Raw genomic sequence first — 23,241 nt, 5'->3', positions numbered from 1 at the left:
ATTGGTAATCCTTCGGATATTACACAATGCCTGCTGCTCGAGAGACCTTCCGTAGTTGGTTCCATCGCCCCTGGTTTCTGGGGCTGATGTCTGCTGTCTTGAGCGCAACGTTACTGATGGCCGGCAGCCTGTTCGTCGCCATTCACCAGATCGAGCAAAACGAAAGCGAAGAAATGAATGCTCAGGGTGAGCGCTTCCTCGCCCGCCTGGAACAGCTCTTCGGGCAACTACGTGAAAGCCTTGACGACCTTGAAGCGCAGCCGTTGCGCGGCTGCGATGCGGAAATGATCGCGACCCTGCAACAGGTTACGTTCAATTATCGCTTCGTCTACGAAGCCGCCTATATGGACTCCTCGCGAATCTGCTCCAATCGCCCTCGCCAGGAAGGGCTGTCGCTGAGTCGATCGCCAGACATCAAAGGCCCGACTTACAGCTATTGGCTCAACACCACCACCGAACCCGACGAAAACCGCGCCGCGCTTATGCTCGGGCGCGGGAATTTCCGGGTCGCGACCTCTCGCGGGCATTTGACCGATATGGTCGACCTGTCGCCGGGCAGCAGTCTGCTGGTGGTCCTTGACCATGGCGCGCGCGCGATTCCGGTGCTGGGCGCTTCTCAGGTCTGGCCGCCGGCCGAGGCCTGGCCACCGAGAAACCGTGATGCGCTGCAGATAACCCATACACGCCTGATATACCGCATGCCCACCGACAATCCGGAATATCAATTGGTGTTGATCAGCCCGCGTAGCGGCATGCATATCCCGGCGGTCTGGTGGTGGCTGCTGCCGGCCAGCCTCACACTGGGCATATGCGTTGGGTTCCTGGTGTTTCTGTTGGTGCGCCAGCGGCAGTCGCTGGACGCCGAACTGACCGGCGCGATTCGCCGTGGCGAGTTGCAGGTGCTGTATCAACCGATCTTCGACCTCGATAGCCGCAACTGTGTCGGGGCTGAAGCGTTGCTACGCTGGCGCAGGCCGGACGGTACTCTGACCAGTCCCGACCTGTTCATCCCGATGGCGGAGAACACCGGGCAGATTCGCCAGATGACGGACTTCGTCCTGCAACGCCTGCTCGAGCAACTCGGCCAGTTGCTGCGTGCCAACCCGCAACTGTACATCTCGGTCAATCTCGCGGCGTGTGATGTGATGGTTCCGCGGATTGGTCAGGTGATGGCGCGACTGCTGACCCTGCACCGTGTCGCTGCGCAGCAAATCGCCTTTGAGGTCACCGAGCGCGGGCTGGTGGATGTGGTGGTGGCCCGGGAAAACCTGCAATCGTTACGGGATGTCGGGCACCAGGTGTTGATCGATGACTTCGGCACCGGCTATTGCAGCCTCGCCTATTTGCAAACCCTGCCGGTGGATTGCCTGAAAATCGACAAGGCGTTCATCGATGCATTGGGCCATGACGCCGCCAGCAGTGGTGTGGCCCCGCACATCATTCACATGGCCCAGTCGCTGCACCTGAAGGTGATTGCCGAAGGCATCGAACATGAGGCCCAGGTCGAATTCCTAAGCAGTGAAGGCGTGAAGTTCGGCCAGGGGTGGCTGTTCGCCCGCGCGCTGAGCGCCGTGCAGTTCATTGAACTGATAACCCGGGGCCGGCGCCTGGCCGGCGCTGGCCGACGTCTGGATGACGAGGCGTGAAGGTGAGCTAAACGGTCAGCGCCATGTAGAACTGAGTACCTTGCCCCGGCCGGGAGTAGACGCCCATGCGCCCGCCATGCAATTGCACGATTTCCTTGCACAAGGCCAGGCCGAGCCCGGCCCCGCCCTTCTTGCGTCCGACCTGTACGAACGGCTCGAAGATCCGCCCCTGTTGACCGTAGGCGATGCCTTCGCCGTTGTCCTCGACACTGATGATGACCCGGTCGCCGTGGCGCCGGGCCTGCAGGCTTATCCGCCCGCCGGAGCCGGTGTGGCGCAAGGCATTGTCGAGCAAGTTGTCGAGTACCCGGTCCAGTTGTGACTGGTCGGCCTGTAACCGCGGCAAAGGCCCCTGCACTTCCACCAGCAGGCTGATTTCCTTCTCTTCGGCCGATGTGGCAAAGCGCGATTGAGCCCGTTCCAGCAATGCCTCGATGGAACACGGTGCCAGGTTGAGTTTCTGCAAACCGTTCTGGTAACGGGAGAAGTTCAGCAGGTCATTGATCAACTGCATCAGCCGCTGCATCTCTTCATTCACGGTATCGAGCAGGTCGGCTTCCCGGGAATCCGGGACAAAGTGAACGCGCTCGCGGAACAATCCGAAAGCCATGTGCATGCCGGTGACCGGTGTGCGCAACTCATGGGAGGCGCGCAATACAAATTCGCTGCGTACCCGTTCGAAGGCACGCTGTTCCGTGACGTCATGCAGCACCATCACGGCACCGAGAATATGTCCCTGGGTATGGCTTACCGGGGTCAGGCTATAGGTCAGCAGTCGCGACTCGCCATCGACTTCGATGCTCAAGTCTTCCGGCGCCCGCTCCAGCGTACCGCCGCGCAGCACCAGTTGCAGTTGCTCATCGAGTTCGGGGCGCTCCAGCGCCGTGCCCAACCCCAGACCCAGACGATCGGATTCCCAGCCCAACTGACGCTGGGCCACAGGGTTAAGGTGTTCCAGATGGCCCTGGCGGTCGATCATCAGTAGTCCATCGTCAATGCTGTCGAGCACGGCCTGCAAACGCTGCTGACCGGCCAGCAGTTCATCGACGTTAGTGGCCTGATGTTCACGCAACGCTTGGGCCATGATCCCGAAACGCCGGGTCAGCTGGTTCAGCTCCACCGCCGAAGAGATCGGCAGGGTGACATCGTAATTGCCCTGGCCGATATTGTCCGCCGCCTTGACCAAAGCTTCGATGGGCTCGCCGAAGCGCCGGGCGATGGCCTGCGCGGTCACGAAGCCGACGATCAGCACCGCCAGCCCCACCAGGCCAAGCAACCCGGCAATCAGCAGCGCCTGCTCCCGGGCCTGACGCTCGGTATCGTTGATGTTATCCAGTGCGCGCTTGTGCTCGGCGAACAGGCCATTGCGTAGCGCGTTGAATTTTTCCGTCAGGTTGCCGTGGCTGCCGAACGCATTCGACGGGGCGGGGGACGTTTCATAAGCCTGGATAAAGCGCTCGTAGTCGGCCTTGGCTTTTCTGAAGCCGTACTCACCTCCGGACTGTTCTGGTTCCTGGGCGATGCCTTCCTCCAGCAGTTCGAAGTAATGCTGCTTCGAGGCGGCGAAAGCGGCGGAGTCAGGATTCTCGCTGAGCATGATGATCAGTTGATCACCCAGGGCCTGACGCAGCTTGAGCCCCAGGTCCAGAGTGACGAAGTTGTTGCGGGTGGGCATTTCCTGGCTGCCGGCCATCTGCATCACGCTGACCAGCCCGAGCAAGAGCCCGAGCAACGCGATGGTCATCAGTGCGGAAATGCTCAGGAACAGCCGGGTCCGCAATTTCATCGCCAGTTTCATCCGCTGTTGCTCACAAGTTGTACTGTTTGCGTTTGCGGTACAGCGTCGAGGCGTCGATGCCCAGGATTTTCGCCGCTTGATCCAGGGTGTCGGCGGTGGCGAGGACCGCGCCGATGTGAGCTTTCTCCAGCTCATCCAGGCTCAGTGCCGCGCCGATACGCGGTGCGTTGTGGACCGGGGTTTCGGCCATGCCCAGATGACTGATCTCGACCCGCTCCTGCGGACAGATGATGCTCGCCCGCTCGATCACGTTGCGTAGCTCACGGATGTTGCCGGGCCAACGATAGCCCAGCAGTGCTTCCCGCGCCTCGTCGCTGAAGGCGCGCGCAGGACGGGCGTATTCCTTGACGAAGCGTGCGAGGAAACGATCGGCGAGGTTGAGAATATCTTCGCGGCGTTCGCGTAGCGGTGGCAGGTGCAAGGTAATGACATTCAGGCGGTAGAGCAGGTCTTCACGGAAACGACCGTCGCGGGCCATGTCCTCAAGGTTGAGGTTGGTGGCCGCAAGGATGCGCACATCGGCGCGACGGGTTACCGGATCACCGACACGCTCATATTCCTTGTCCTGAATGAAACGCAGCAACTTCGGCTGCAATGTCAGGGGAAAGTCGCCAATCTCGTCGAGAAACAGCGTACCGCCGTCAGCCTGGTTGACTCGGCCCAAGGTGCTTTCGCTGGCACCGGTGAAGGCGCCACGGCTGTGGCCGAAAAGTTCGCTTTCCATGAGTTCAGCGTTCAGCGACGGGCAGTTGATCGTGATGCAGGATTTCTTCGCGCGTTTGCTCCAGCCGTGAATGGCTTGGGACAGTTCGCCCTTGCCGGTACCGGATTCACCAAGAATCAGGATATTGGCATCGGTCGTGGCAACCTGACGGGCGGTTTCGAGTACCACTTTCATGGCCGGGCTGTGGGAGTCCAGACCATCCTGGGGCTTGCGTACTTCACCTTCCAGGGCTTCCAGTCGCGCCGACAGTTGCCGCACTTCCAGTTGCTTGGCGGTTGCCAGCCGCAATTGATCGGGGCTGCACGGTTTGACCAGATAGTCGGCGGCACCGGCCTGAATCGCATCCACTGCGGTGTCGACGGCAGAGTGCGCAGTGACGATCACCACCCGCATCCAGGGCGCCTGAATACGCATCTGGGCCAGCACATCGAGGCCGTTGTCTTCACCCAGACGCAAATCGAGGAAGCACAGGTCGAAGACCTGTCGCTGCAACAGTGCTTCTGCCTGCGCGGCGCTGGTAGCGGTGGCCACGCTGTAGCCTTCGTCTTCGAGGCAATAACGGAAAGTACGCAGGATGGCGGACTCATCATCCACCAGCAGAATGCGGCCTTGATGCTCAGTGGCTGATTCCATTTTCCTACGCTCCTTAATGAATAATCTTTATTTAGCCTCAGAGAAATCGGGCAAGTTGCATGATTGATTCTGAGCCATTCCTGTCATGGCAGGGTAGCTTTCATCCCATGTATCGCATTGCCACCTGATTTCGCCGGTCCTTTAATGGATGCTCGGTTTCTTACAAAAACCAGCGTGTATTTCTGACATCCGCGCCCTCCTCTCAATTCAAAAAATTTACGCCTTCCTTCAAACGAATCGTGCAATACGCACGACCGCGCAAGTGGCATCGTGCAGGATGCGTGCGAAGTGATTTCTTTTATGGTCTTAAGATATTGAAATTAAAGGAAATTAAATCGAGTTAAAGCTGGCATGCGGGCTGCAATTGTCTGGTTGACCAGGGCATTCAGAATCCAGCGCCCGCTATCGAATACCGACCCGAGTGGCAGGAGCTCCAGGATGAACCTTCAACGTGCCGCCCACCGGCGCCTTTCGCCTGTGCATATCCAGCAAGGACTGTTTGCTGTACTGGCGCTGTTGATCACCCTGATCGGCGGCCAGCAGTTTCAACGCTGGGAACAGGGCCAGCAGCCTGAAGCGCCACGTCTGTCGATTCAGCGCCCGACCCAAACCCATTTCAGCGCAGTCAGCAGCGGTCAGGCCGATAGCACCCCGATGCACATGATGGATGTCGACCAGGTCGGTCCTGTGGGTGAGATTCGTTATCGGGAGCATTGGGTGTTCTAGGTAAAACTTCCGTGCACCCAATGCGCCGGGAAACGCGGCACCTCTAAACAGAAGCGTAAGGAGAATTACCATGTTGAGTTGGGCAATCACATTCCTGGTTATCGCCATCGTCGCTGCCGTACTGGGTTTCGGCGGTATCGCGGGCACCGCCACAGGTATCGCCAAGATTCTGTTTGTCGTGTTCCTGGTGATGTTCGTTGCTTCCTTCTTCTTTGGCCGTCGCGGTCAAAGCTGACATCGGCGGTTTGTTCAAGGCACTGGCAGCCGCCTTGGCGATGAAGCAAACGAAGAAAGATCCGAACGGGTATTGAAGTACGCACATGAGGGAGGCTACAGCGCCTCTTTCCACTTGCGTCACCTGAGGAAGGCTGGCGCATGACCAAGGGGTCGGGACGTTCTGCCTGTTTCAGGGGCGGAGTGACCTACGGGTACAGCGAGTGCCTGCGCAAGGGCCGGGTCAGGAAAGCTGCTGCGCAAGTTCGCCGGACCGCCATGGTTCGACGGGCTTGCGAAGGGCTTGATCACGCAACACATTGAAATAGAGCGCTCGTCTCGGTTTCTTCAGCGTTTTCGCTTCCTTGTCCTTGTTACGTCGGAAAATACTTTTCCCGGTGTTTCACCGGCGACCGTATATCGAGAAAAATCACCTTTTTTTGGCCGCGATTTTTCGCTTCGTCCTGCGGGATTCTGCTGAAAAATCAACCCTCGGCCACTGCTCAAAAAACATTCAATCTGCTCTGTAATGACCGGTTCACGGCACTTATGCCTGCCGAAATGTCGTATTCGAACCGGTTGGGGCGCGCGTTTTACTAAAAAACCCCCATGCCGATTCGGCATGGGGTAGGCGTTTACGGCATTAGACGGCGCTCCCTTGCATCGGAATAGTTGCGCCTTTTTTCGCCTGCCAGAAAGCGTGTAAACACGGGTTCCGGGGGCACCTTATACAGGGGGAAGATGCACTAGACTTTTTCGCCATAAGCGTTCCAGTTCGCGCATCTCCCTGAGTCAAACAACAATTAAGGGTAAAGATATGAAGAAGGCAAAGCTCAGCCTCGCCTGGCAGATCCTCATCGGTCTGGTATTAGGGATTGCAATCGGTGCGCTGCTCAACCATTTCAGTGCCGAAAAAGCCTGGTGGATCAGCAACGTCCTGCAACCGGCAGGCGATATCTTTATCCGTCTGATCAAGATGATCGTAATCCCGATCGTCATCTCCTCCCTGATTGTCGGCATTGCCGGCGTCGGTGACGCCAAGAAGCTGGGGCGTATCGGCTTCAAGACCATCATTTACTTCGAGATCGTCACCACCATCGCCATCGTGGTCGGTCTGCTGCTGGCCAACCTGTTCCATCCGGGGGCCGGCATCGACATGAGCACCCTGGGTACTGTGGACATTTCCAAGTACCAGGCGACGGCGGCCGAGGTTCAGCATGAACACGCGTTCGTCCAAACCATCCTCAACCTGATCCCGTCGAACATCTTTGCGGCCATGGTTCGCGGCGAAATGCTGCCGATCATCTTCTTCTCTGTATTGTTCGGTCTCGGTTTGTCGAGCCTGCAGGCGGACCTGCGCGAACCGCTGGTGAAGATGTTCCAGGGCGTATCGGAAAGCATGTTCAAGGTCACTCACATGATCATGAACTACGCCCCGATCGGCGTGTTCGCACTGATCGCGGTAACCGTGGCCAACTTCGGCTTCGCCTCGCTGATACCGCTGGCCAAACTGGTGATCCTGGTTTACGTCGCCATCGCCTTCTTCGCTTTCGTGGTCCTGGGCCTGATCGCTCGCCTGTTCGGCTTCTCGGTGATCAAGCTGATGCGCATCTTCAAGGATGAGCTGGTACTGGCCTACTCCACCGCCAGTTCCGAAACCGTGCTGCCGCGCGTGATCGAGAAGATGGAAGCCTACGGCGCGCCGAAAGCCATTTGCAGCTTCGTGGTGCCGACCGGTTACTCGTTCAACCTCGACGGTTCGACCCTGTACCAAAGCATCGCGGCGATCTTCATTGCCCAGCTGTATGGCATCGACCTGTCGATCAGTCAGCAACTGTTGCTGGTACTGACGCTGATGGTCACCTCCAAAGGCATCGCCGGAGTACCGGGCGTGTCCTTCGTGGTGCTGCTGGCTACCCTGGGCAGCGTCGGTATTCCTCTGGAAGGCCTGGCGTTCATCGCCGGTGTCGACCGCGTCATGGACATGGCCCGTACCGCACTGAACGTGATCGGCAACGCCCTGGCTGTTCTGGTTATCGCTCGTTGGGAAGGGATGTACGACGACGCCAAGGGCCAGCGCTACTGGAACTCCCTGCCGCACTGGCGCAGCAAGGAAAAACTGCCGGCGGGCGAAACCTCCAGCAACTGACACAAATCCCCTGTAGGAGCGAGCTTGCTCGCGATGGTGGCAGGAACACCGCGCGTATCCAGAATGCCCGCGTCATCGTTGACGTCCATCGCGAGCAAGCTCGCTCCTACAACAAACCCCGGAGAAATCCGGGGTTTGTCGTTTCTGGCCACCCCGCTATCATTCGCGGATCTTTTGGGGGATTTGACTGATGCTCAATGGCCTGTGGCTTGGCTTCTTCATCGTGGCAGCCGTATCGGCGCTGGCGCAGTGGCTGATCGGCGGTAATGCCGGGATTTTCGCGGCAATGGTGGAAAGCATTTTTTCCATGGCCAAGCTGTCGGTCGAAGTCATGGTGCTGCTGTTTGGCACCCTCACCCTCTGGCTGGGCTTTCTGCGCATTGCCGAGAAAGCCGGGATCGTCGAATGGTTGGCCAAGGCCCTGGGGCCACTGTTTTTGCGCCTGATGCCTGAAGTCCCGCCTGGTCATCCGGCCATCGGCCTGATCACCCTGAACTTCGCCGCCAACGGCCTGGGCCTGGACAACGCCGCCACGCCGATCGGTCTCAAGGCCATGAAAGCGCTGCAAGAACTCAATCCCAGCGCTACCGCCGCCAGCAACGCACAGATCCTGTTCCTGGTACTCAACGCCTCCTCGCTGACCCTGCTGCCGGTGACCATCTTCATGTATCGCGCCCAGCAAGGCGCGCCCGACCCGACGCTGGTGTTCCTGCCGATCCTGTTGGCGACCAGTTGCTCGACCATTGTCGGCTTCCTGTCGGTGGCGTTCATGCAGCGCCTGCGCATCTGGGACCCCGTGGTGCTGGCTTACATGATCCCCGGTGCCCTCGCCCTTGGTGGGTTCATGGCGTTACTGGCGACCCTTTCCGCGAGCGCGCTGGCCGGTCTGTCATCGATCCTCGGCAACCTGACGCTGTTTGGCCTGATCATGCTGTTTCTGCTGATCGGCGCGCTGCGTAAGGTGAAGGTCTACGAGGCCTTCATCGAGGGTGCCAAAGAGGGGTTCGACGTCGCCAAGAACTTGCTGCCCTATCTGGTGGCGATGCTCTGCGCGGTGGGCGTATTGCGAGCCTCCGGTGCGCTGGACTTCGGCCTGGAAGGGATTCGCCATCTGGTCGCGTGGGCCGGCTGGGACACGCGATTCGTCGATGCGCTGCCGACGGCGATGGTCAAACCCTTCTCCGGTAGCGCTGCCCGGGCGATGCTGATCGAAACCATGAAGACCTCGGGCGTCGACAGCTTCCCGGCGCTGGTGGCGGCAACGGTCCAGGGCAGTACCGAGACGACGTTCTATGTCCTGGCGGTGTACTTCGGCGCCGTGGGCATCCAGCGCGCGCGCCATGCCGTCGGTTGTGCATTGCTGGCGGAGCTGGCCGGGGTGTTGGGTGCAATCGGGGTTTGCTATTGGTTCTTTGGTTGATCGGCCCTGTCAGCCAATGTTTTCAGCGCCGCCTTGCGCTCGCCCGCCGGCAAGGCGCCGAGCTTCTCCACGGCGGCATAAAACCTGAGCCAATCGCCATCCACTTGATGGAACAGCGCGGCAAATGCCGGTACCCATTGGTCGTATAAACCAAACGGCAACAGCCGGGCATTGTTCATCGGGGCATAGATCCAGGTGTCGTAGCGTTTGTCTGCGGCCCACTGACTGTCACGCAACTGCCGGTATTCGCTGCGCAAGCGCTCGAACTCGGCAGCCTTGCGCTGGCGCATTTGTCCGGTTGGCAATGGCAATGTGTAGAGCTTTTCCAGTCGGGTGCGGGTCTTGAGCACCAACGCAGTGAATTGGTTGCGCTGACGCGCCTGCGCATTGTTATCCGGTGGCAGGAGGCGGTAGGCGCGCCATTGGCGAGTACCTTCCTGCTCGACGAAGGTGGCGAAGGATTCGTTGAACTCTGTGTCGTCCTTCACATAGAAGCGTTGATGGGCCAGCTCGTGAAAGATCAGCGTGGCCAGTCGCTCGTCCCCCCAGCCCATCATCGAACTGATGATCGGATCGTTGAACCAGCCGAGTGTCGAATAGGCCTCGACACCGCCAATCGACACGTCCATGCCCTGCAAGCGTTGCAAAGCTGCTTCGCCGCGGGCTGCACTCTGGCTGTAGTAACCGCGATAAGCCACGCAACCGGCGATGGGGAAGCAGTGGTTTACGGGTTTGAGGGAAAACTCCGGCGTGGCGAAGACATTCCAGACGACGAAGGGGCGCCCAATGTCTGCGTACAAGCGGTAACTTTGGTTATCCGGCAGGTGCAATTGCTGGCTGGCGAACGTTCGGGCTTTTTGCGATTGCTCCAGGTGTATACGCAGTTTTTGATCGCGCGCCGGGTCGGCAACCACGCTGGAAACCGGCTCCCTCGCCCGCAGCAACTGCAGTTGGCCGCTGGCCAGTTGATTGTAATAGCTGACGCCGGCGCAACCGTTGAGCAACAAAAACATCGCACCCGGAAACAAAACGCGAAATACGCGATCAAGTAATCCAAGGCTAGGAAGCGGCCTGAACACAATAATTCTTCCTTGGAGAGTCTTTGCGCAAGATTATCCCGCCTGACTGGAGTTCTGCTATGCGCATGTTGATACTGACAGGAGGCCTGCTGATGCTGGCCGGCTGTGCTTTTTTCGGACTACCCCGCCCTGATCCTGCGCAAGCCTGGATCGACCTGGACTCGAAGCAAGAAGATACGACTCTGCAGGCGCTGGAGGTCGATGACAAGGCCACCGACGACAAACGCTATTTCCAGGTCCAGCCCGGTAGCCATGAGCTGACGGTCCGCTACCAATTCTCGGTCCAGCCCACCAACATCGGCCCTGATGCCGAACCGTTGTGGCGCGATTGCCAGTTGAACGTGAAATTCAACGACTTCAACGCGGGCGAGCGTTATCGGCTAAAGGTGGGGAACATCGGTTTTCGGCCTTGGGCGAAACTCTACGATGAACAGCGAAAAGTGATTGGTCAAGGCACGCCTGCGGGCTGTCAACACACCTGATCGGCGTTATGCTGAATGTATAACCCCTTGGGACATTCATCATGTACAGGTTGATGCTGTTGCTGGCTGCCAGCATTGTCGCTGGCTGTCAGAGCCCGATGCCGACGGCTAATCCAAAGATGGCCTGGGTCGAATTTTCCACGCCCTTCCCTAACGATAAGTTGCTGATGGCCGAGCGTCTGGATAAACAGCGCTTGGCCGACGGGCGTTTTTTTGAGGTTATGCCTGGCAGCCATGAGCTGATCGTCCGCTTCGACTTCGAAGTACCTGGTGGCGGGGGCTTGAACATGATGGGCGGCCCTTCTGAACGCATATGTTACTTGACCATCAACTTCGATCATTTCGAAGCCGGCCAACGTTATGTGCTTGAAGGACGCTCGATTGCCTTCATCCCTGAAGCCAGGCTATACAACGCCAAGCGGGAGATCGTTGCAGAAGATCGGGAGTCTTACTGCTTGATGTGAGGTGTCAGCGGTCGTTCTTCTGGTAGATGATTTTCTTGGTGCCGTTTTCGCACGAGCCAACGACCATGTTCTGGTCGTGGACCTCGTCGTTGGTGACGATTTCAAGCGTGTAGGCGGTGACGCCACTGGCCTGGATCTTGGCTTCGATCTCGGCCTTGAGTTCTTCGCAGGGTTTAGGTGCCGCGAGGGCCGAAGTGGTCAATGCGCAACAGATAACCGCCAGGGTAAAACGTTTCATGTTGAAGCTCCTTTGACGCAGCGCGCACAGTCGTGGGTTTTCGCTGCTGTCGTTTATTCGACCACAGTTTTAGCGGGCAAATCTGTCGCGACGCAAAAAAGATCGCAGACTTGAGCACTTTTTGCCGAATGATCCCGGCAGATTGCGCAAGGCTGCGATCTTTTGTTTTCAACAAAAATCTGGCCGACCAGTGTGGCCTGCTGGCTGATCTTCGCATTCAGCACGTTGGACACCGGGCAGCCCTGTCCGATCAGCCTGCTTTTTTCGAGGGATTTTTTACCGGGCTATTGAAACTCGGGTATATGCCCACATTGCATGAACACGCTTTTGGATTCGGCAGGTTTGCGTTCGCAAAAACAAACCTGCGCCCTCAATTGGAGAAGCAGGTTTATGAAACGACTGTCCGATATCAAGTTCTCGACCCTCGATCTGGTGCCGGTGCGCGAGAACGGCAGCGCGGCCCAGTCGCTGCGCAATTCGCTGGACCTGGCGCAGCACGTCGAGAAATTCGGTTACAACCGCTTCTGGGTGGCTGAGCACCACAATATGGACGGCATCGCCAGTTCCGCGACGTCGGTGCTGCTCGGTTACCTGGCCGGTGGCACGTCGACCATTCGAGTCGGTTCGGGTGGGGTGATGTTGCCCAACCACGCACCGTTGGTGATTGCCGAGCAGTTTGGCACCCTGGAAAGTCTTTATCCGGGCCGCATTGACCTGGGCCTGGGGCGCGCGCCCGGTTCCGACCAGATGACCGCACGTGCGCTGCGCCGTGAACGCTCCGGCAGCGCCGACGATTTCCCGGAAGATGTGGCGGAGCTGGTGCGCTATCTCGGGCCGCGTACTCCGGACCAGCGCATCATCGCCATGCCGGGCACCGGGACCAATGTGCCAGTCTGGTTGTTGGGTTCGAGCCTGTTCAGCGCTCAGCTGGCCGGTGAACGCGGTTTGCCCTACGCCTTCGCATCGCATTTCGCGCCGCGCTACATGCATGAAGCGATCCGGGTCTACCGCAATCACTTCAAGCCGTCAGCCGTTTTGGACAAACCCTACGTGATGCTCGGCGTGCCTTTAGTGGCAGCCGATACCGACGAGCAGGCCGATTACCTGGCGACTTCGGTGTTCCAGCGGATTCTCGCCCTGATGCGTGGCCAAAGCCTGGTACAGCGTCCACCGGTGAAGACCATGGACGGCCTGTGGCTGCCCCATGAGAAAGAGGCCGTGCACGATTTCCTTGGCCTGGCCATGATCGGCAGCCCGCAGAAAATCCGCGCCAAACTCGAGGTCCTGATCGAACAGACCCAGGCTGACGAGCTGATTTTCACCAGTGACCTGTACGAACATTCGGATCGCGTGCATTCCTACGAGTTGCTGGCGCAGGTCATGCGAGGCTGATACTCAAATGGCAGGCATAAAAAAGCCGGCGCCATGGCGTCGGCTTTTTCATTCAGGCGGGAATCGGCCTACTTTTTATAGACGATCACTTTGGCGCCTGCTTCGCATTTGCCAACTACTTGCCCGCCGGCAGCGGCACCTTTATCGACAATCTCCAGCGAATATCCGGAAACGCCCTTGGCATCAAGTTTCGCTGCGATTTCGGCTTTCAGCTCTTCGCATGGCTTGCCGCCCGCCAATGCGGTCCCTGCAAGGCTCAACAAACCTACTGCCAACATAAACTTCTTCATCGGTTGCATTTTCCCTGGTCGGATCATAGGGGTAACCAGCCGTCAGCCGGACGCGCTCATGGAGTGCTTTGCCATTCCCTATGGCATTCGGCTGGCGTGCAAGTTCAGAAGACTAGCCCAAAGTCAGCTGCTGGCAATCCGGAACCCGACTTTCAAGGTCACCTGAAAGTGCGCAGCCTTACCGTCCCTGATGTGCCCACGGGTCTCGGTCACTTCAAACCATTCCATGTACTTGATGCTCTTGCTGGCTTCGGTCAGAGCGTTGTTGATTGCATCTTCGATACTGCTGGTGGACGAGCCAACCAGCTCGACTTTCTTGTAGGTGTGATGGTCAGACATGGCGTTCTCCTCGGCGTGTGAATTACAGCCTAGCAGTGATTTTTCCTATTTTTTCTGTTGGTCGCTCTGTGGATGAAGTTCAGGTTTTCTGCACTTTCTCGAACCCCTGAAGTCCCAACCAACACATGCCACTCATCACCAATGCAGGAGAGTCACCATGGCCAACACCTCGTTACGCAAAGCCTCATTGCAAAGCATGGAAGCCGAGATCGAGAGTCTGCTCAAGTCTTTGGAAAGCTTGAAGGACGACGCCTCGGACGAGTCGCGTAAAACACTCAAGACCCTGAAAAGCAACGCCGAGAATGCCTTGAAGCACTCGCGCCATTTGCTGGCCGACGCCTATGAAGAGGTCAAGGTCAAAACCCGCGAAACCGGGATTGCCACCCGGGACTACGCCCAGGAACACCCCTGGACAACAGCCGGTGTCGCCGTGGGCGCATTAGGCCTGCTGGCCGCTTATCTGTTGTGCAAGCGTGATTAATCCGTTCGACGCAGTTCGTTCTTGAGCCACTGCGCCAGTTGCCGGGCGCGCCCGTCCGCGGCGCGCTTGGGGAGCCACAACGCCAGGTTTGCCGGGGTTTCACTGAAGCCCCATGGTGCAACCAGGCGACCGGCCTTCAAGTCCTCCGCCACCAGGGGTTCGGGGGCAATCGCCACGCCCAGACCCGCGACGGCGGCTTCCAGCAAGTAATACAAATGTTCAAATCCCTGACCGTACTTCAGCGCCCTGGCGTCGAGTCCGCGTGGTTGCGCCCAGTTCGGCCAGGCTTGTGGGCGTGAGGTGGTGTGTAGCAAGGGTTCGCTCAGCAGCGCGGTTTCCGGCGCCTGCTTGAGCCGTTCATAGCCGGCGAACCGCGGGCTCATGACCGGGCCGATGCGTTCGCTGGCCAGCTCAAAAACCTGCATGTCCGCCGGCCATGGTGGCTCGGCAAAGACCAGCAAGGCATCCAGCCCCGGTCTTCGCGGATCCAGATCGCCTTCTCCGGCCGACAGGTGCAGGCGCAAGTCCGGCAGGTCGGCATTGAGTCTCCCCAGTCGCGGGATAAACCAGCGCGCCAGCAGGCTTCCCGAGCAACCGAGCACGAATGGAGCATCGGCCGTGCTTTGTGTGAGTTCAGCGCAAACGCTGCGCAGACGCTCGAAGGCCTCGCTGCTGGCATCACGCAGGCGCAACCCGGCATCTGTGAGTTTCAGGCCGCGACCGTCCTTGACGAACAAGCTTACGCCGAGGTGTTCTTCAAGCACCTTGAGTTGCCGGCTGACGGCCCCATGGGTGACGTGCAACTGTTCGGCCGCCTGACTGACGCTGTTCAAGCGGGCAGTGGCTTCGAAGGCGCGAAGCGCGTTCAGCGGAGGAAGGTCATGGCTCATGGGATCTGTGAGTTTTCCTGACAGGTTGTGGCGATCTTATCGGTTTTCAGGCCGGGGCGTCAGGGGTAGAGTGAAGCCCACTATCTCTTTATGCATCACTTCACGCATTCAACTGGAGCGCCAAATGACCCAGACTAATCTGCGCAACGGCCCTGATGCCAACGGCCTGTTTGGCGCGTTCGGCGGTCGCTACGTTGCCGAAACCCTGATGCCGTTGATCCTCGACCTGGCCCGTGAATATGAGCTGGCCAAGGAAGATCCTGCATTCAAGGAGGAACTGGCCTACTTCCAGCGCGACTACGTCGGACGTCCAAGCCCACTGTACTTCGCCGAGCGCCTGACCGAATTCTGTGGCGGCGCGAAGATCTACCTCAAGCGTGAAGAGCTGAACCACACCGGCGCGCACAAGATCAACAACTGCATCGGCCAGATCCTGCTGGCGCGACGCATGGGCAAAAAGCGCATCATCGCCGAGACCGGCGCCGGCATGCACGGTGTGGCCACTGCCACCGTTGCTGCGCGTTTCGGTCTGGATTGCGTGATTTACATGGGCACTACTGACATCGAACGTCAGCAGGCCAACGTGTTTCGCATGAAGCTGCTGGGTGCCGAGGTTATCCCGGTGGTGGCCGGCACCGGCACGCTGAAGGATGCGATGAACGAAGCCCTGCGTGACTGGGTGACCAACGTCGACAGCACCTTCTACCTGATCGGCACCGTGGCCGGTCCGCACCCTTACCCGGCAATGGTTCGCGACTTCCAGGCCGTGATCGGCAAGGAAACCCGTGAGCAACTGCAAGCCCAGGAGGGCCGTCTGCCAGATAGCCTGGTGGCGTGCATTGGCGGTGGTTCCAACGCCATGGGCCTGTTCCACCCGTTCCTCGACGACAAGAGCGTCGAAATCATCGGCGTTGAAGCTGCCGGTTACGGCATCGAGACCGGCAAGCATGCGGCCAGCCTGAACGGCGGCGTACCGGGTGTGTTGCACGGCAACCGCACCTTCCTGCTGCAGGACGACGATGGCCAGATCATCGACGCCCACTCGATCTCTGCCGGCCTCGACTACCCGGGCATCGGTCCGGAACACGCCTGGTTGCACGACATTGGCCGCGTTCAGTACACCTCGGTGACCGATGACGAAGCCCTCGCCGCGTTTCACCAGTGCTGCCGCCTGGAAGGGATCATCCCTGCCCTGGAGAGCGCCCACGCCTTGGCTGAAGTATTTAAGCGCGCACCGAGCCTGCCAAAGGATCACCTGATGGTGGTCAACCTGTCCGGTCGTGGCGACAAAGACATGCAGACCGTGATGCACCACATGGAACACTCTCAACACGAGCAATCCAAGCAGGAGAAACACTGATGAGCCGCCTGCAAACGCGTTTTGCCGAACTCAAGGAACAGAACCGCGCCGCCCTGGTGACTTTCGTGACCGCCGGCGACCCGGGCTACGACACGTCCCTGGCCATCCTCAAGGGCTTGCCGGCGGCTGGTGCCGACGTGATCGAGCTGGGCATGCCCTTCACCGACCCGATGGCTGACGGCCCGGCCATCCAGCTCGCCAACATCCGTGCGTTGGGTGCCAAGCAGAATCTGGCAAAAACCCTGCAAATGGTTCGCGAGTTCCGCCAGGACAACAACGATACGCCGCTGGTGCTGATGGGGTACTTCAACCCGATCCACATGTACGGCGTACCGCGCTTCATTGCCGAAGCCAAAGAGGCCGGCGTTGACGGCCTGATCGTGGTCGACCTGCCGCCGGAGCATAACGGCGAGCTGTGCGACCCGGCGCAGGCCGCGGGCCTGGATTTTATCCGCTTGACCACGCCAACCACCGACGATGTGCGCCTGCCGACCGTTCTCAACGGCAGCTCCGGTTTCGTCTACTACGTCTCGGTGGCCGGTGTGACCGGTGCCGGTGCCGCCACGCTGGAACACGTCGAGGAAGCGGTCGCCCGTCTGCGCCGCCATACCGACCTGCCGATCAGTATCGGTTTCGGTATCCGTACCCCAGAGCAGGCGGCGTCCATCGCTCGCTTGGCTGACGGTGTGGTGGTGGGTTCGGCATTGATCGACCAGATCGCCAATGCGGCAACAGCGGATCAGGCAGTCGACGGTGTATTGAGCCTGTGCTCGGCGTTGGCGGACGGCGTGCGTAAGGCCCGCGTCAGCTGAGGGTGAAGCTCCTAAACGCTGTAAACCTTGTGGGAGCAAGCTCGCTCCCACAAGGTTGCGGTATCAAGGCAACTCTATCCCGCCTGACGCCTTGTGCAATTTGCGCAGGTGCTCGCCAATCTGTTTCACGTTGGCCTCATTGGCAGCCATTTCGGCGGCACGGCCCGGTTCAAGCAACGCTCTCACTTCCTTGTCCAGGTCCCCGGACAGCGCCAGGAGCTGCTTCTGGCGCTGGCTGCTTTCCGATTCCAGGTGCTCCCACTCGCTCGACTGTGGCAAGCCATAACCGTTGGTGCCCAGCAGCTCCGCCGGCCGGCTGAGGAAGCCACTGTTGGCGAGAATGTCCTTGAGCGTCTCGTTGGCCTTGTCCATGCCGCCATTCTTCAGTTCTCGGGCGCCCAGATAACGCTGTTTCACTTCATCCTGGGCCAACAGCAACTGCCGGCGGAAACTCGCTTGCTCCAGCAGAAGCAACGCCGCACTGGTGCGCAAATCAGCCTGCTCGAACCATTGCCGACGCTGCGCGGCTTTCAAGTCGAGCCAGTCTTCGACGGTTTCCTGTTTGATCGGCAAGCGCTTTTTCAGCACTTCGAACATGGCTTGATAGCGATCGCGGAAGGAGTCGAAACGATAACCCAGGCGCAGGGCTTCCCGTGGATCGTCCAGCACGCTGGTGTCCGCCAGTCCTCGTCCCTTCAGCACTTCCAGCAAACCGTTGGGCATGATGTTGTCGAGTCCAACCAACTGTGGGTTGTTGGTCCCGCCGCGCAGCAATTTCAGTTCTTCCACTGCGCAGTTGTTCGACAGGAAGAAGTAGTTGCCGTCGTAGCTCCAGTGCATCTCGGCGGCACGTCCGACCACGTCTTCAATCTCTCTGCGCGACAGGTTCAGGGGTACGGAGGCCAAGCTGCGCAGTTCGGTCTTGGTGTATTCGTCAATGACCTGGGACAGCGGCAGGATAAACAGCCGCGACGGGTATTTACCGACCAGGCCATCCCAGCTCGACAGCTGTACGTCGCCGACGAAGGCGCGGTACGACAGCACCAGATGCTGGTCCAGGTCCAGTCGACAATCCGGTCCGCGTGGTCGGCCCGGCGCGCAGATCACCAGGCGCAACATGCTGTGGCCCCAGCGGCTGAACAGGTTCTGGTTAGCTTCGGCCAGCAGATAGTCAACGGCATACACCCGCTCCGGATCGACCTGGCCCAAAGGTGTCTTGGCGAAGTCGTTGCCGGCATTGAGGAACGCGAAGGTTTTACTGCAGGTGTTTTTGGTGGCGGGCGCCCAACCGAAATGTTCCTTGTAGTAGCGGTACAGTGCGGGTCGGCGGCAGGCGTAGCTCGGGTCGAGGAGGAAATACTCCATGTTGACCGCGACGAATTCCTTTGGACTGCTTGTCTCGTAGATATCCGGACTGCGGGCAATCTGGCGGTTGTGCTGTTCGCGTTCACCGCGACGGCCTACGTATTGCTGCCAACCGGCGAGGTCGAGCAGGCGTGGATCGTCACTGAGGGTAAAACGCCGATCCGACTCGCCCCGGCACTGGTCGGGAATGCCAACCAGCCCTGAGCTGTTGTTGCGCTGGGTGCAGCGTTGAATCAGCTTGCGTTCGGCATCCGGCCACAGGCGCGAGCGATCGTAGATGTGAGTCAGCTCGTGCAACACCGTGGCCAGCATTTCCCGGCGCACGGTGCCATGGGGGCGATGGGTTTTCCTCGTCGCGGCGCTGCCATCGGTGAGGCCGGCCAGCAGGTTGCGGTTCAGATCGAGCTCGGACACCAGTGATGCCTGACCGTAGGCGTTGCGTGGCATGTCATCGGTCCAGCCAACGTCGATGCGTCGATCGAGTTGCTCGATAAAGCGTGGCGGCAGCGCCTGCATGGCTTCATCGAGCAACGCCTGGCTGGCTTGCTGTTGTGCGGGCGTCAGACCTTCGGTCTTGAGCTGTAACTGAAGGCCTGCGTGGGCCGTGTTGGCGAGCAGCAACAGGGCCCCGGCCAGCAGCCAGGCGCGTGGACGCTTCACAGTGCGAGGATGGCTTCGGCGAGATCCTGATCACTGGCGTCGCGCGCTTCCGGCACGCGGGTGCGCAGCAAGTCGAAAGCGGATTCCAGGTGAGCGCCACGAATGTCGCCATTGCTGGCAACGAAACTGGCGGCGTCGTCCTGGGCTTCGCGCACGATTTTCGAATCGCGAATGGACGTGGTGGTGTCGGAGGTGAAATCGAGGGTGCGCTGGGTAGCACGGATCAGAATATTACTGGTGGCAACCAGAGTATGTGCCTGGGCCACATCGGCCAAAAGTAACAGGCCTAAGGTGGCAGCAATCAGCGGGTTACGCATGGAATGACTCCAGAAAAACAGGGATAGCTATTGGACGAGAATTGCTTGTGCCAGTTCAAGGTCGCTGGCATGAAGTTTTGCCTGGGTTCGGCGCAGATACCGCAGGGCCGACTCCAGTCGTGCGCCTCTCAGTTGGCCGTCGCTGGCAATGAATGCCGCCGCGTCGTCCTGGGCGGCGAGCAGCAGTTTATGGTCGAAGGGGGCGCTGGTCACCAAACTTGTGGCGTAACCGCTGGCGACGATGCCTTGGGTAGACAGGTTGAAGGCGTCATAAGCGTGGGCTGATCCGCAGCAGCCAAGGGTAAGAAAGACTGGAGCGATCAATAAAACTGAAGGGAAACGCATGAGACTCGACAATTGAGCGTGAGTCCCAAGCCTAGCGCAAGGCCCGTTCTAGAGCCAGCGCCGAAACATTGGGACACGTCGGGCGTGCCCCATGTCTGTGCAGTCGTTTAGATTGTCAGGATCGCTTGCGCCAGTTGGGCGTCGGTTGCGTTCAGCTGTGGCGCCTGGCGGTGAATGTGGTCGATGGCGCTTTCCAGCTTCACGCCGCGGATGGAACCTTCACTGGCGACGAAGCTGGCAGCGTCGTCACGGGCCGCGAGGACGATCTTGTCATCCTTGAACGAAGACGAGATGACGTCGGAGGTCGCATCGGACGTGGCTTTGAGCGCGTTGACAACAGCGTCGGTGGTCACGATGAAGCTGCTGGCTTGAGCACTGGCAGCCACGGCAAACAGGGCCGCAGCGCTAAGCAGGCGAAGACGGGACATGGGGTAACTCCTTAGGGTAAACCAATTGAAAAATGGCGCAGTGTCTGCAAAGTCAGACGCCAGGCGCTTGGCGCTCGCCACGTTCTGGTTTGATATTAGGCCTGAGTGTGTCAGTTCGAACAGCCCGTCATGCAAACAGGCAGTCAACGCCAGAACGGTTTATCCAGTTCATTGACGCGCTCAGCGTGGCTGATGCCAAGATCCGATAGCTGATGATCATCGAGTTGAGCCAGTAAACGTCGTGTTCTCGCCCTTTCCAGGCTGGCGAAGAGTTCTGTCAGCAGGTGTCTGGCCCAGCGCAAGCAAGGTCTCGATTGAGTTGATGGGGTGGAAACATCCTGTAAAGAACTCATGCTGCGGTCCCTCTGCCGATAAGTGGAAAGCATCATGCTGACACCGGTCGAAAATCCACTACAGACACACCACAACGATATTGTACTCATCCAGTTAGTTGTTTTTTCAAACTGTACTGGTGTTCATGGTTCCCTACTGTAAAAGCAGATTTGCCAGGCCAAAACGACAAAACCCGTCGTGGTTTCCCACGACGGGTCTTGTTTTTTCAATTCGGGTTGCTGGCGGTGGACCTTCAGGTCAGAGCCAGCGACGCTAACTTAGCGCCAGAACGGCTTGCTCAGCTCTTCGTAGCGTTGTGCTTCGCTAATCCCGGCGTCAGCCAGCAGACGCGAATCCAGGCGAGCCAGTTGATGGCGGCTGGTGATGCGGCGCTGCCACAGCATCAGGTTGGCGATAACGCGCAGAGGCAGGGAGGCCTGGGTTTTTGCAGCAGTGTCTTGAAAGAACAGATCGGAACTGAGTGTACGTTCCATGGTGGTCATCCTTCCGCTTATGGCGGGATTAGGTAGTGGTTTAACTGGTGCCCATGATCCTCTCGTTTGCCTAGTCTCTGTAGATACAGTTCATCTGTATTGTGAGGGCTCAGTTAACTGTTTATAGGGGGTGTACTGGTCTAATTTGAGGCAACTGTACCTGTCCGCACTATTAAGGTGCAAAATTGCTGTTTTTGCTCGATGAGGTAGGAATTTTCCCTAGGAAATGACCGGTACAGCAGTACAGTTTTTTTCATATTGCGAAGAGGCAAGAGCAAGCTGACGAAACTGTGTTTGCGCCAGCTGCTATCTGTACCAATTACTTCTCCAGCATTTGCCCGGTTTCTTCCAGGTTTATGTGCCAGCTCAGGGCGTCACGCAGAATGTGCGGGGTGTGCCCGCCGATGGCGCATGCGGCGGTGAAGTAATCATTCAGCGCCTGGCGGTAATCCGGGTGCACGCATTTGTCGATGATGATCCGGGCACGCTCCCGCGGTGCCAGGCCTCGCAGGTCTGCCAGACCGACTTCGGTCACGAGGATGTCGACGTCATGTTCGGTATGGTCAACGTGGCTGACCATCGGCACCACGCTGGAGATCGCACCGCCCTTGGCGATCGACTTGGTCACGAACACGGACAGGTGCGCGTTGCGCGCGAAGTCGCCCGAGCCACCGATGCCGTTCATCATCCGTGTACCGCAGACATGGGTGGAGTTGACGTTGCCATAGATGTCGAACTCCAGGGCGGTGTTGATGCCGATGATGCCGAGGCGGCGCACGACTTCAGGGTGGTTGGAGATCTCCTGCGGGCGCAGGACCAGTTTGTCTTTGTAGCGCTCCAGATTGCCGAACACGTCGGCATTGCGCCGGCTCGACAGGGTGATCGAACTGCCCGAAGCAAAACTCAGCTTGCCCGCATCGATCAGGTCGAAGGTCGAATCCTGCAGTACCTCGGAATACATCGTCAGGTCTTCGAACGGCGAGTCGATCAGGCCACACATCACCGAGTTGGCGATGGTGCCGATACCGGCTTGTAGCGGGCCGAGCTTGTTGGTCATGCGCCCGGCTGCCACTTCCTGTTTGAAGAAGTCGATGAGGTGGTCGGCAATGGCCTGAGTCTCGGCGTCCGGTGCCAGCACAGTGGAGGGTGAGTCAGCCTGGTTGGTGACCACGATGGCGACGATCTTTTCCGCTGGAATCGGGATGGCGGTGCTGCCAATGCGGTCGTCGACCTTGACCAGTGGAATCGGCGTGCGGGTCGGACGGTAGGTCGGAATATAGATGTCGTGCAGACCTTCGAGGTTCGGGTTGTGTGCCATATTGATCTCGACGATCACGTGCTTGGCGAAAATCGCGAAGCTGGCCGAGTTGCCGACCGAGGTGGTTGGCACGATATGCCCTTGCTCGGTGATCGCTACGGCTTCAATCACGGCAATGTCCGGCAGTTTCAATTGCTGGTTGCGCAATTGCTCCACGGTTTCCGACAAGTGTTGGTCGATGAACATGACCTCGCCGGCATTGATCGCCTTGCGCAGGGTGCTGTCGACCTGAAACGGCATGCGTCGCGACAACACACCGGCTTCGGTCAGCTGCTTGTCGAGGTCGTTGCCCAGGCTTGCGCCGGTCATCAGGCTGATCTTCAGCGGCGTGACCTTGGCGCGCTCGGCCAGCGCCTGGGGGACGGCCTTGGCTTCGCCTGCGCGAGTGAAGCCACTCATGCCGACGGTCATGCCGTCCTCAATCAGAGCGGCAGCGTCGGCAGCGCTCATCACTTTGTCCAACAACGAAGGCAGGCGAATACGGTCACGGTACATGGATTATTATCTCGGGCAGCAGGTAGCAGGACGTGCAGTCTAGTGAATTGCGCTGAGTTCTGTCCCGCTACCAAGGTCGCAATCGAGGCGTCTATTTCGGGCCTTTCAAGCAAAACACCGTTACCGGATCGGTAACAAAAGAATGGTTTGTCCGACGATTTGCGCAAACAAAAACGCCCCGACGAGTCGGGGCGTTCTGTGTACCGCAGAGGGTTACTCGACAGCCTTGACCATGTCTTCGATGACCTTCTTGGCGTCACCGAACACCATCATGGTCTTGTCCAGGTAGAACAGCTCGTTGTCCAGACCGGCATAGCCGCTGGCCATCGAGCGCTTGTTGACGATGATGG

The 23,241-nt window shown here is 59.0% G+C and carries 27 protein-coding genes; 11 read left to right on the top strand and 16 right to left on the bottom strand.

The window, feature by feature from the left end; genetic code table 11:
• Positions 1-26 precede the first annotated feature (26 nt).
• The gene (locus tag KGA83_RS10930) at positions 27-1,646 is read left to right on the top strand and encodes an EAL domain-containing protein (RefSeq protein WP_108218730.1); all 1,620 of its coding nucleotides are present in this window, start codon (positions 27-29) and stop codon (positions 1,644-1,646) included.
• A gap of 7 nt (positions 1,647-1,653) precedes the next feature.
• Here KGA83_RS10930 and KGA83_RS10925 read toward each other — a convergent pair whose 3' ends face one another.
• Together KGA83_RS10925 and algB are read right to left on the bottom strand one after the other, a co-directional pair.
• On the bottom strand, positions 1,654-3,444 hold the full coding sequence (locus KGA83_RS10925; RefSeq protein WP_223529715.1) for an ATP-binding protein: 1,791 nt from the start codon (positions 3,442-3,444) through the stop codon (positions 1,654-1,656).
• A gap of 10 nt (positions 3,445-3,454) precedes the next feature.
• The gene (algB, locus tag KGA83_RS10920) at positions 3,455-4,801 is read right to left on the bottom strand and encodes a sigma-54-dependent response regulator transcription factor AlgB (RefSeq protein ID WP_223529714.1); all 1,347 of its coding nucleotides are present in this window, start codon (positions 4,799-4,801) and stop codon (positions 3,455-3,457) included.
• A gap of 438 nt (positions 4,802-5,239) precedes the next feature.
• Here algB and KGA83_RS10915 point away from each other — a divergent pair, with 438 nt between their 5' ends.
• The 4 genes from KGA83_RS10915 to KGA83_RS10900 all read left to right on the top strand — a co-directional run bounded on the left by KGA83_RS10915 (position 5,240) and on the right by KGA83_RS10900 (position 9,309).
• Positions 5,240-5,527, top strand: a complete 288-nt coding sequence (locus KGA83_RS10915) for a hypothetical protein (RefSeq protein WP_223529713.1) — start codon at positions 5,240-5,242, stop codon at positions 5,525-5,527.
• Between the two features lie 70 nt (positions 5,528-5,597).
• Positions 5,598-5,762 carry a DUF1328 domain-containing protein gene (locus KGA83_RS10910; protein ID WP_108218726.1) on the top strand — a complete coding sequence of 55 codons (165 nt, stop codon included), beginning with the start codon at positions 5,598-5,600 and terminating at the stop codon, positions 5,760-5,762.
• Positions 5,763-6,557: 795 nt separating this feature from the next.
• A complete protein-coding gene (gltP, locus tag KGA83_RS10905) occupies positions 6,558-7,889 on the top strand; it encodes a glutamate/aspartate:proton symporter GltP (RefSeq protein ID WP_108218725.1) in 1,332 nt (443 codons plus the stop codon).
• Positions 7,890-8,079: 190 nt separating this feature from the next.
• Positions 8,080-9,309: a nucleoside recognition domain-containing protein gene (locus KGA83_RS10900; protein WP_108218723.1), complete on the top strand. Its 1,230-nt coding sequence runs from the start codon at positions 8,080-8,082 to the stop codon at positions 9,307-9,309.
• Here KGA83_RS10900 and KGA83_RS10895 read toward each other — a convergent pair.
• On the bottom strand, positions 9,291-10,388 hold the full coding sequence (locus tag KGA83_RS10895) for an aminopeptidase (RefSeq protein WP_223529712.1): 1,098 nt from the start codon (positions 10,386-10,388) through the stop codon (positions 9,291-9,293). The two genes, KGA83_RS10900 and KGA83_RS10895, sit on opposite strands and share 19 nt — an antisense overlap.
• 59 nt (positions 10,389-10,447) lie before the next feature.
• On the opposite strand from KGA83_RS10895, the gene KGA83_RS10890 reads away from it, so the two are divergent.
• Both KGA83_RS10890 and KGA83_RS10885 read left to right on the top strand, forming a co-directional pair.
• Entirely contained in the window at positions 10,448-10,870 is a 423-nt protein-coding gene (locus KGA83_RS10890) for a hypothetical protein (protein ID WP_223529740.1), read from the top strand.
• Between the two features lie 41 nt (positions 10,871-10,911).
• Positions 10,912-11,334, top strand: coding sequence for a hypothetical protein (locus KGA83_RS10885; protein ID WP_108218720.1), 423 nt, complete (start codon positions 10,912-10,914; stop codon positions 11,332-11,334).
• Between the two features lie 4 nt (positions 11,335-11,338).
• On the opposite strand, the gene KGA83_RS10880 is transcribed toward KGA83_RS10885, so the two are convergent.
• Together KGA83_RS10880 and KGA83_RS10875 are read right to left on the bottom strand one after the other, a co-directional pair.
• Complete coding sequence (locus KGA83_RS10880) at positions 11,339-11,572, bottom strand: DUF1161 domain-containing protein (RefSeq protein ID WP_108218719.1); 234 nt, start codon at positions 11,570-11,572, stop codon at positions 11,339-11,341.
• Between the two features lie 53 nt (positions 11,573-11,625).
• Positions 11,626-11,805, bottom strand: coding sequence for a hypothetical protein (locus tag KGA83_RS10875; protein ID WP_223529710.1), 180 nt, complete (start codon positions 11,803-11,805; stop codon positions 11,626-11,628).
• A gap of 157 nt (positions 11,806-11,962) precedes the next feature.
• Here KGA83_RS10875 and KGA83_RS10870 point away from each other — a divergent pair, with 157 nt between their 5' ends.
• Entirely contained in the window at positions 11,963-12,964 is a 1,002-nt protein-coding gene (locus KGA83_RS10870) for an LLM class flavin-dependent oxidoreductase (protein WP_108218718.1), read from the top strand.
• 68 nt (positions 12,965-13,032) lie between these two features.
• On the opposite strand, the gene KGA83_RS10865 is transcribed toward KGA83_RS10870, so the two are convergent.
• Together KGA83_RS10865 and KGA83_RS10860 are read right to left on the bottom strand one after the other, a co-directional pair.
• Positions 13,033-13,254: a DUF1161 domain-containing protein gene (locus KGA83_RS10865; RefSeq protein WP_108218717.1), complete on the bottom strand. Its 222-nt coding sequence runs from the start codon at positions 13,252-13,254 to the stop codon at positions 13,033-13,035.
• A 123-nt stretch (positions 13,255-13,377) separates the two neighbouring features.
• Positions 13,378-13,593: a dodecin gene (locus KGA83_RS10860; RefSeq protein WP_015092929.1), complete on the bottom strand. Its 216-nt coding sequence runs from the start codon at positions 13,591-13,593 to the stop codon at positions 13,378-13,380.
• 157 nt (positions 13,594-13,750) lie between these two features.
• Between KGA83_RS10860 and KGA83_RS10855 the strand changes: the two genes are divergently transcribed.
• The gene (locus tag KGA83_RS10855) at positions 13,751-14,074 is read left to right on the top strand and encodes a YqjD family protein (RefSeq protein WP_007969764.1); all 324 of its coding nucleotides are present in this window, start codon (positions 13,751-13,753) and stop codon (positions 14,072-14,074) included.
• Here the strand turns inward: KGA83_RS10855 and KGA83_RS10850 are convergent.
• On the bottom strand, positions 14,071-14,964 hold the full coding sequence (locus tag KGA83_RS10850) for a LysR family transcriptional regulator (RefSeq protein ID WP_223529709.1): 894 nt from the start codon (positions 14,962-14,964) through the stop codon (positions 14,071-14,073). The two genes, KGA83_RS10855 and KGA83_RS10850, sit on opposite strands and share 4 nt — an antisense overlap.
• 124 nt (positions 14,965-15,088) lie before the next feature.
• Here KGA83_RS10850 and trpB point away from each other — a divergent pair, with 124 nt between their 5' ends.
• Together trpB and trpA are read left to right on the top strand one after the other, a co-directional pair.
• Positions 15,089-16,324, top strand: coding sequence for a tryptophan synthase subunit beta (gene trpB, locus KGA83_RS10845; protein WP_108218714.1), 1,236 nt, complete (start codon positions 15,089-15,091; stop codon positions 16,322-16,324).
• Complete coding sequence (trpA, locus tag KGA83_RS10840; RefSeq protein WP_108218713.1) at positions 16,324-17,136, top strand: tryptophan synthase subunit alpha; 813 nt, start codon at positions 16,324-16,326, stop codon at positions 17,134-17,136. The genes trpB and trpA overlap by 1 nt, the downstream gene beginning before the upstream one ends.
• A gap of 63 nt (positions 17,137-17,199) precedes the next feature.
• Here the strand turns inward: trpA and KGA83_RS10835 are convergent, their stop codons facing one another.
• The 8 genes from KGA83_RS10835 to KGA83_RS10800 all read right to left on the bottom strand — a co-directional run.
• Positions 17,200-19,161, bottom strand: coding sequence for a DUF4105 domain-containing protein (locus KGA83_RS10835; protein WP_223529708.1), 1,962 nt, complete (start codon positions 19,159-19,161; stop codon positions 17,200-17,202).
• The gene (locus tag KGA83_RS10830) at positions 19,158-19,478 is read right to left on the bottom strand and encodes a DUF2388 domain-containing protein (protein WP_057712574.1); all 321 of its coding nucleotides are present in this window, start codon (positions 19,476-19,478) and stop codon (positions 19,158-19,160) included. Before KGA83_RS10830 ends, KGA83_RS10835 begins: the two co-directional genes overlap by 4 nt.
• 27 nt (positions 19,479-19,505) lie before the next feature.
• Entirely contained in the window at positions 19,506-19,823 is a 318-nt protein-coding gene (locus KGA83_RS10825) for a DUF2388 domain-containing protein (protein ID WP_108218711.1), read from the bottom strand.
• A gap of 107 nt (positions 19,824-19,930) precedes the next feature.
• Positions 19,931-20,251, bottom strand: a complete 321-nt coding sequence (locus KGA83_RS10820) for a DUF2388 domain-containing protein (RefSeq protein ID WP_108218710.1) — start codon at positions 20,249-20,251, stop codon at positions 19,931-19,933.
• A gap of 143 nt (positions 20,252-20,394) precedes the next feature.
• A complete protein-coding gene (locus KGA83_RS10815; RefSeq protein WP_108218877.1) occupies positions 20,395-20,604 on the bottom strand; it encodes a DUF1127 domain-containing protein in 210 nt (69 codons plus the stop codon).
• 258 nt (positions 20,605-20,862) lie between these two features.
• Positions 20,863-21,078 (bottom strand): DUF1127 domain-containing protein, encoded by a 216-nt coding sequence (locus KGA83_RS10810; RefSeq protein ID WP_108218709.1) that lies wholly within the window; start codon positions 21,076-21,078, stop codon positions 20,863-20,865.
• A 319-nt stretch (positions 21,079-21,397) separates the two neighbouring features.
• On the bottom strand, positions 21,398-22,891 hold the full coding sequence (locus KGA83_RS10805) for an acetyl-CoA hydrolase/transferase family protein (protein ID WP_223529707.1): 1,494 nt from the start codon (positions 22,889-22,891) through the stop codon (positions 21,398-21,400).
• Between the two features lie 213 nt (positions 22,892-23,104).
• Positions 23,105-23,241 (bottom strand): NAD(P)(+) transhydrogenase (Re/Si-specific) subunit beta (locus tag KGA83_RS10800; RefSeq protein ID WP_218429155.1); only part of this gene is annotated, 137 nt, incomplete at its 5' end.

Source organism: Pseudomonas sp. GL-R-19 (assembly GCF_019956375.1).
Taxonomy (GTDB): domain Bacteria; phylum Pseudomonadota; class Gammaproteobacteria; order Pseudomonadales; family Pseudomonadaceae; genus Aquipseudomonas.
The sequence above is the reverse complement of the archived record's forward strand: the minus strand, read 5'-3'. Positions and strand labels throughout refer to the sequence as shown.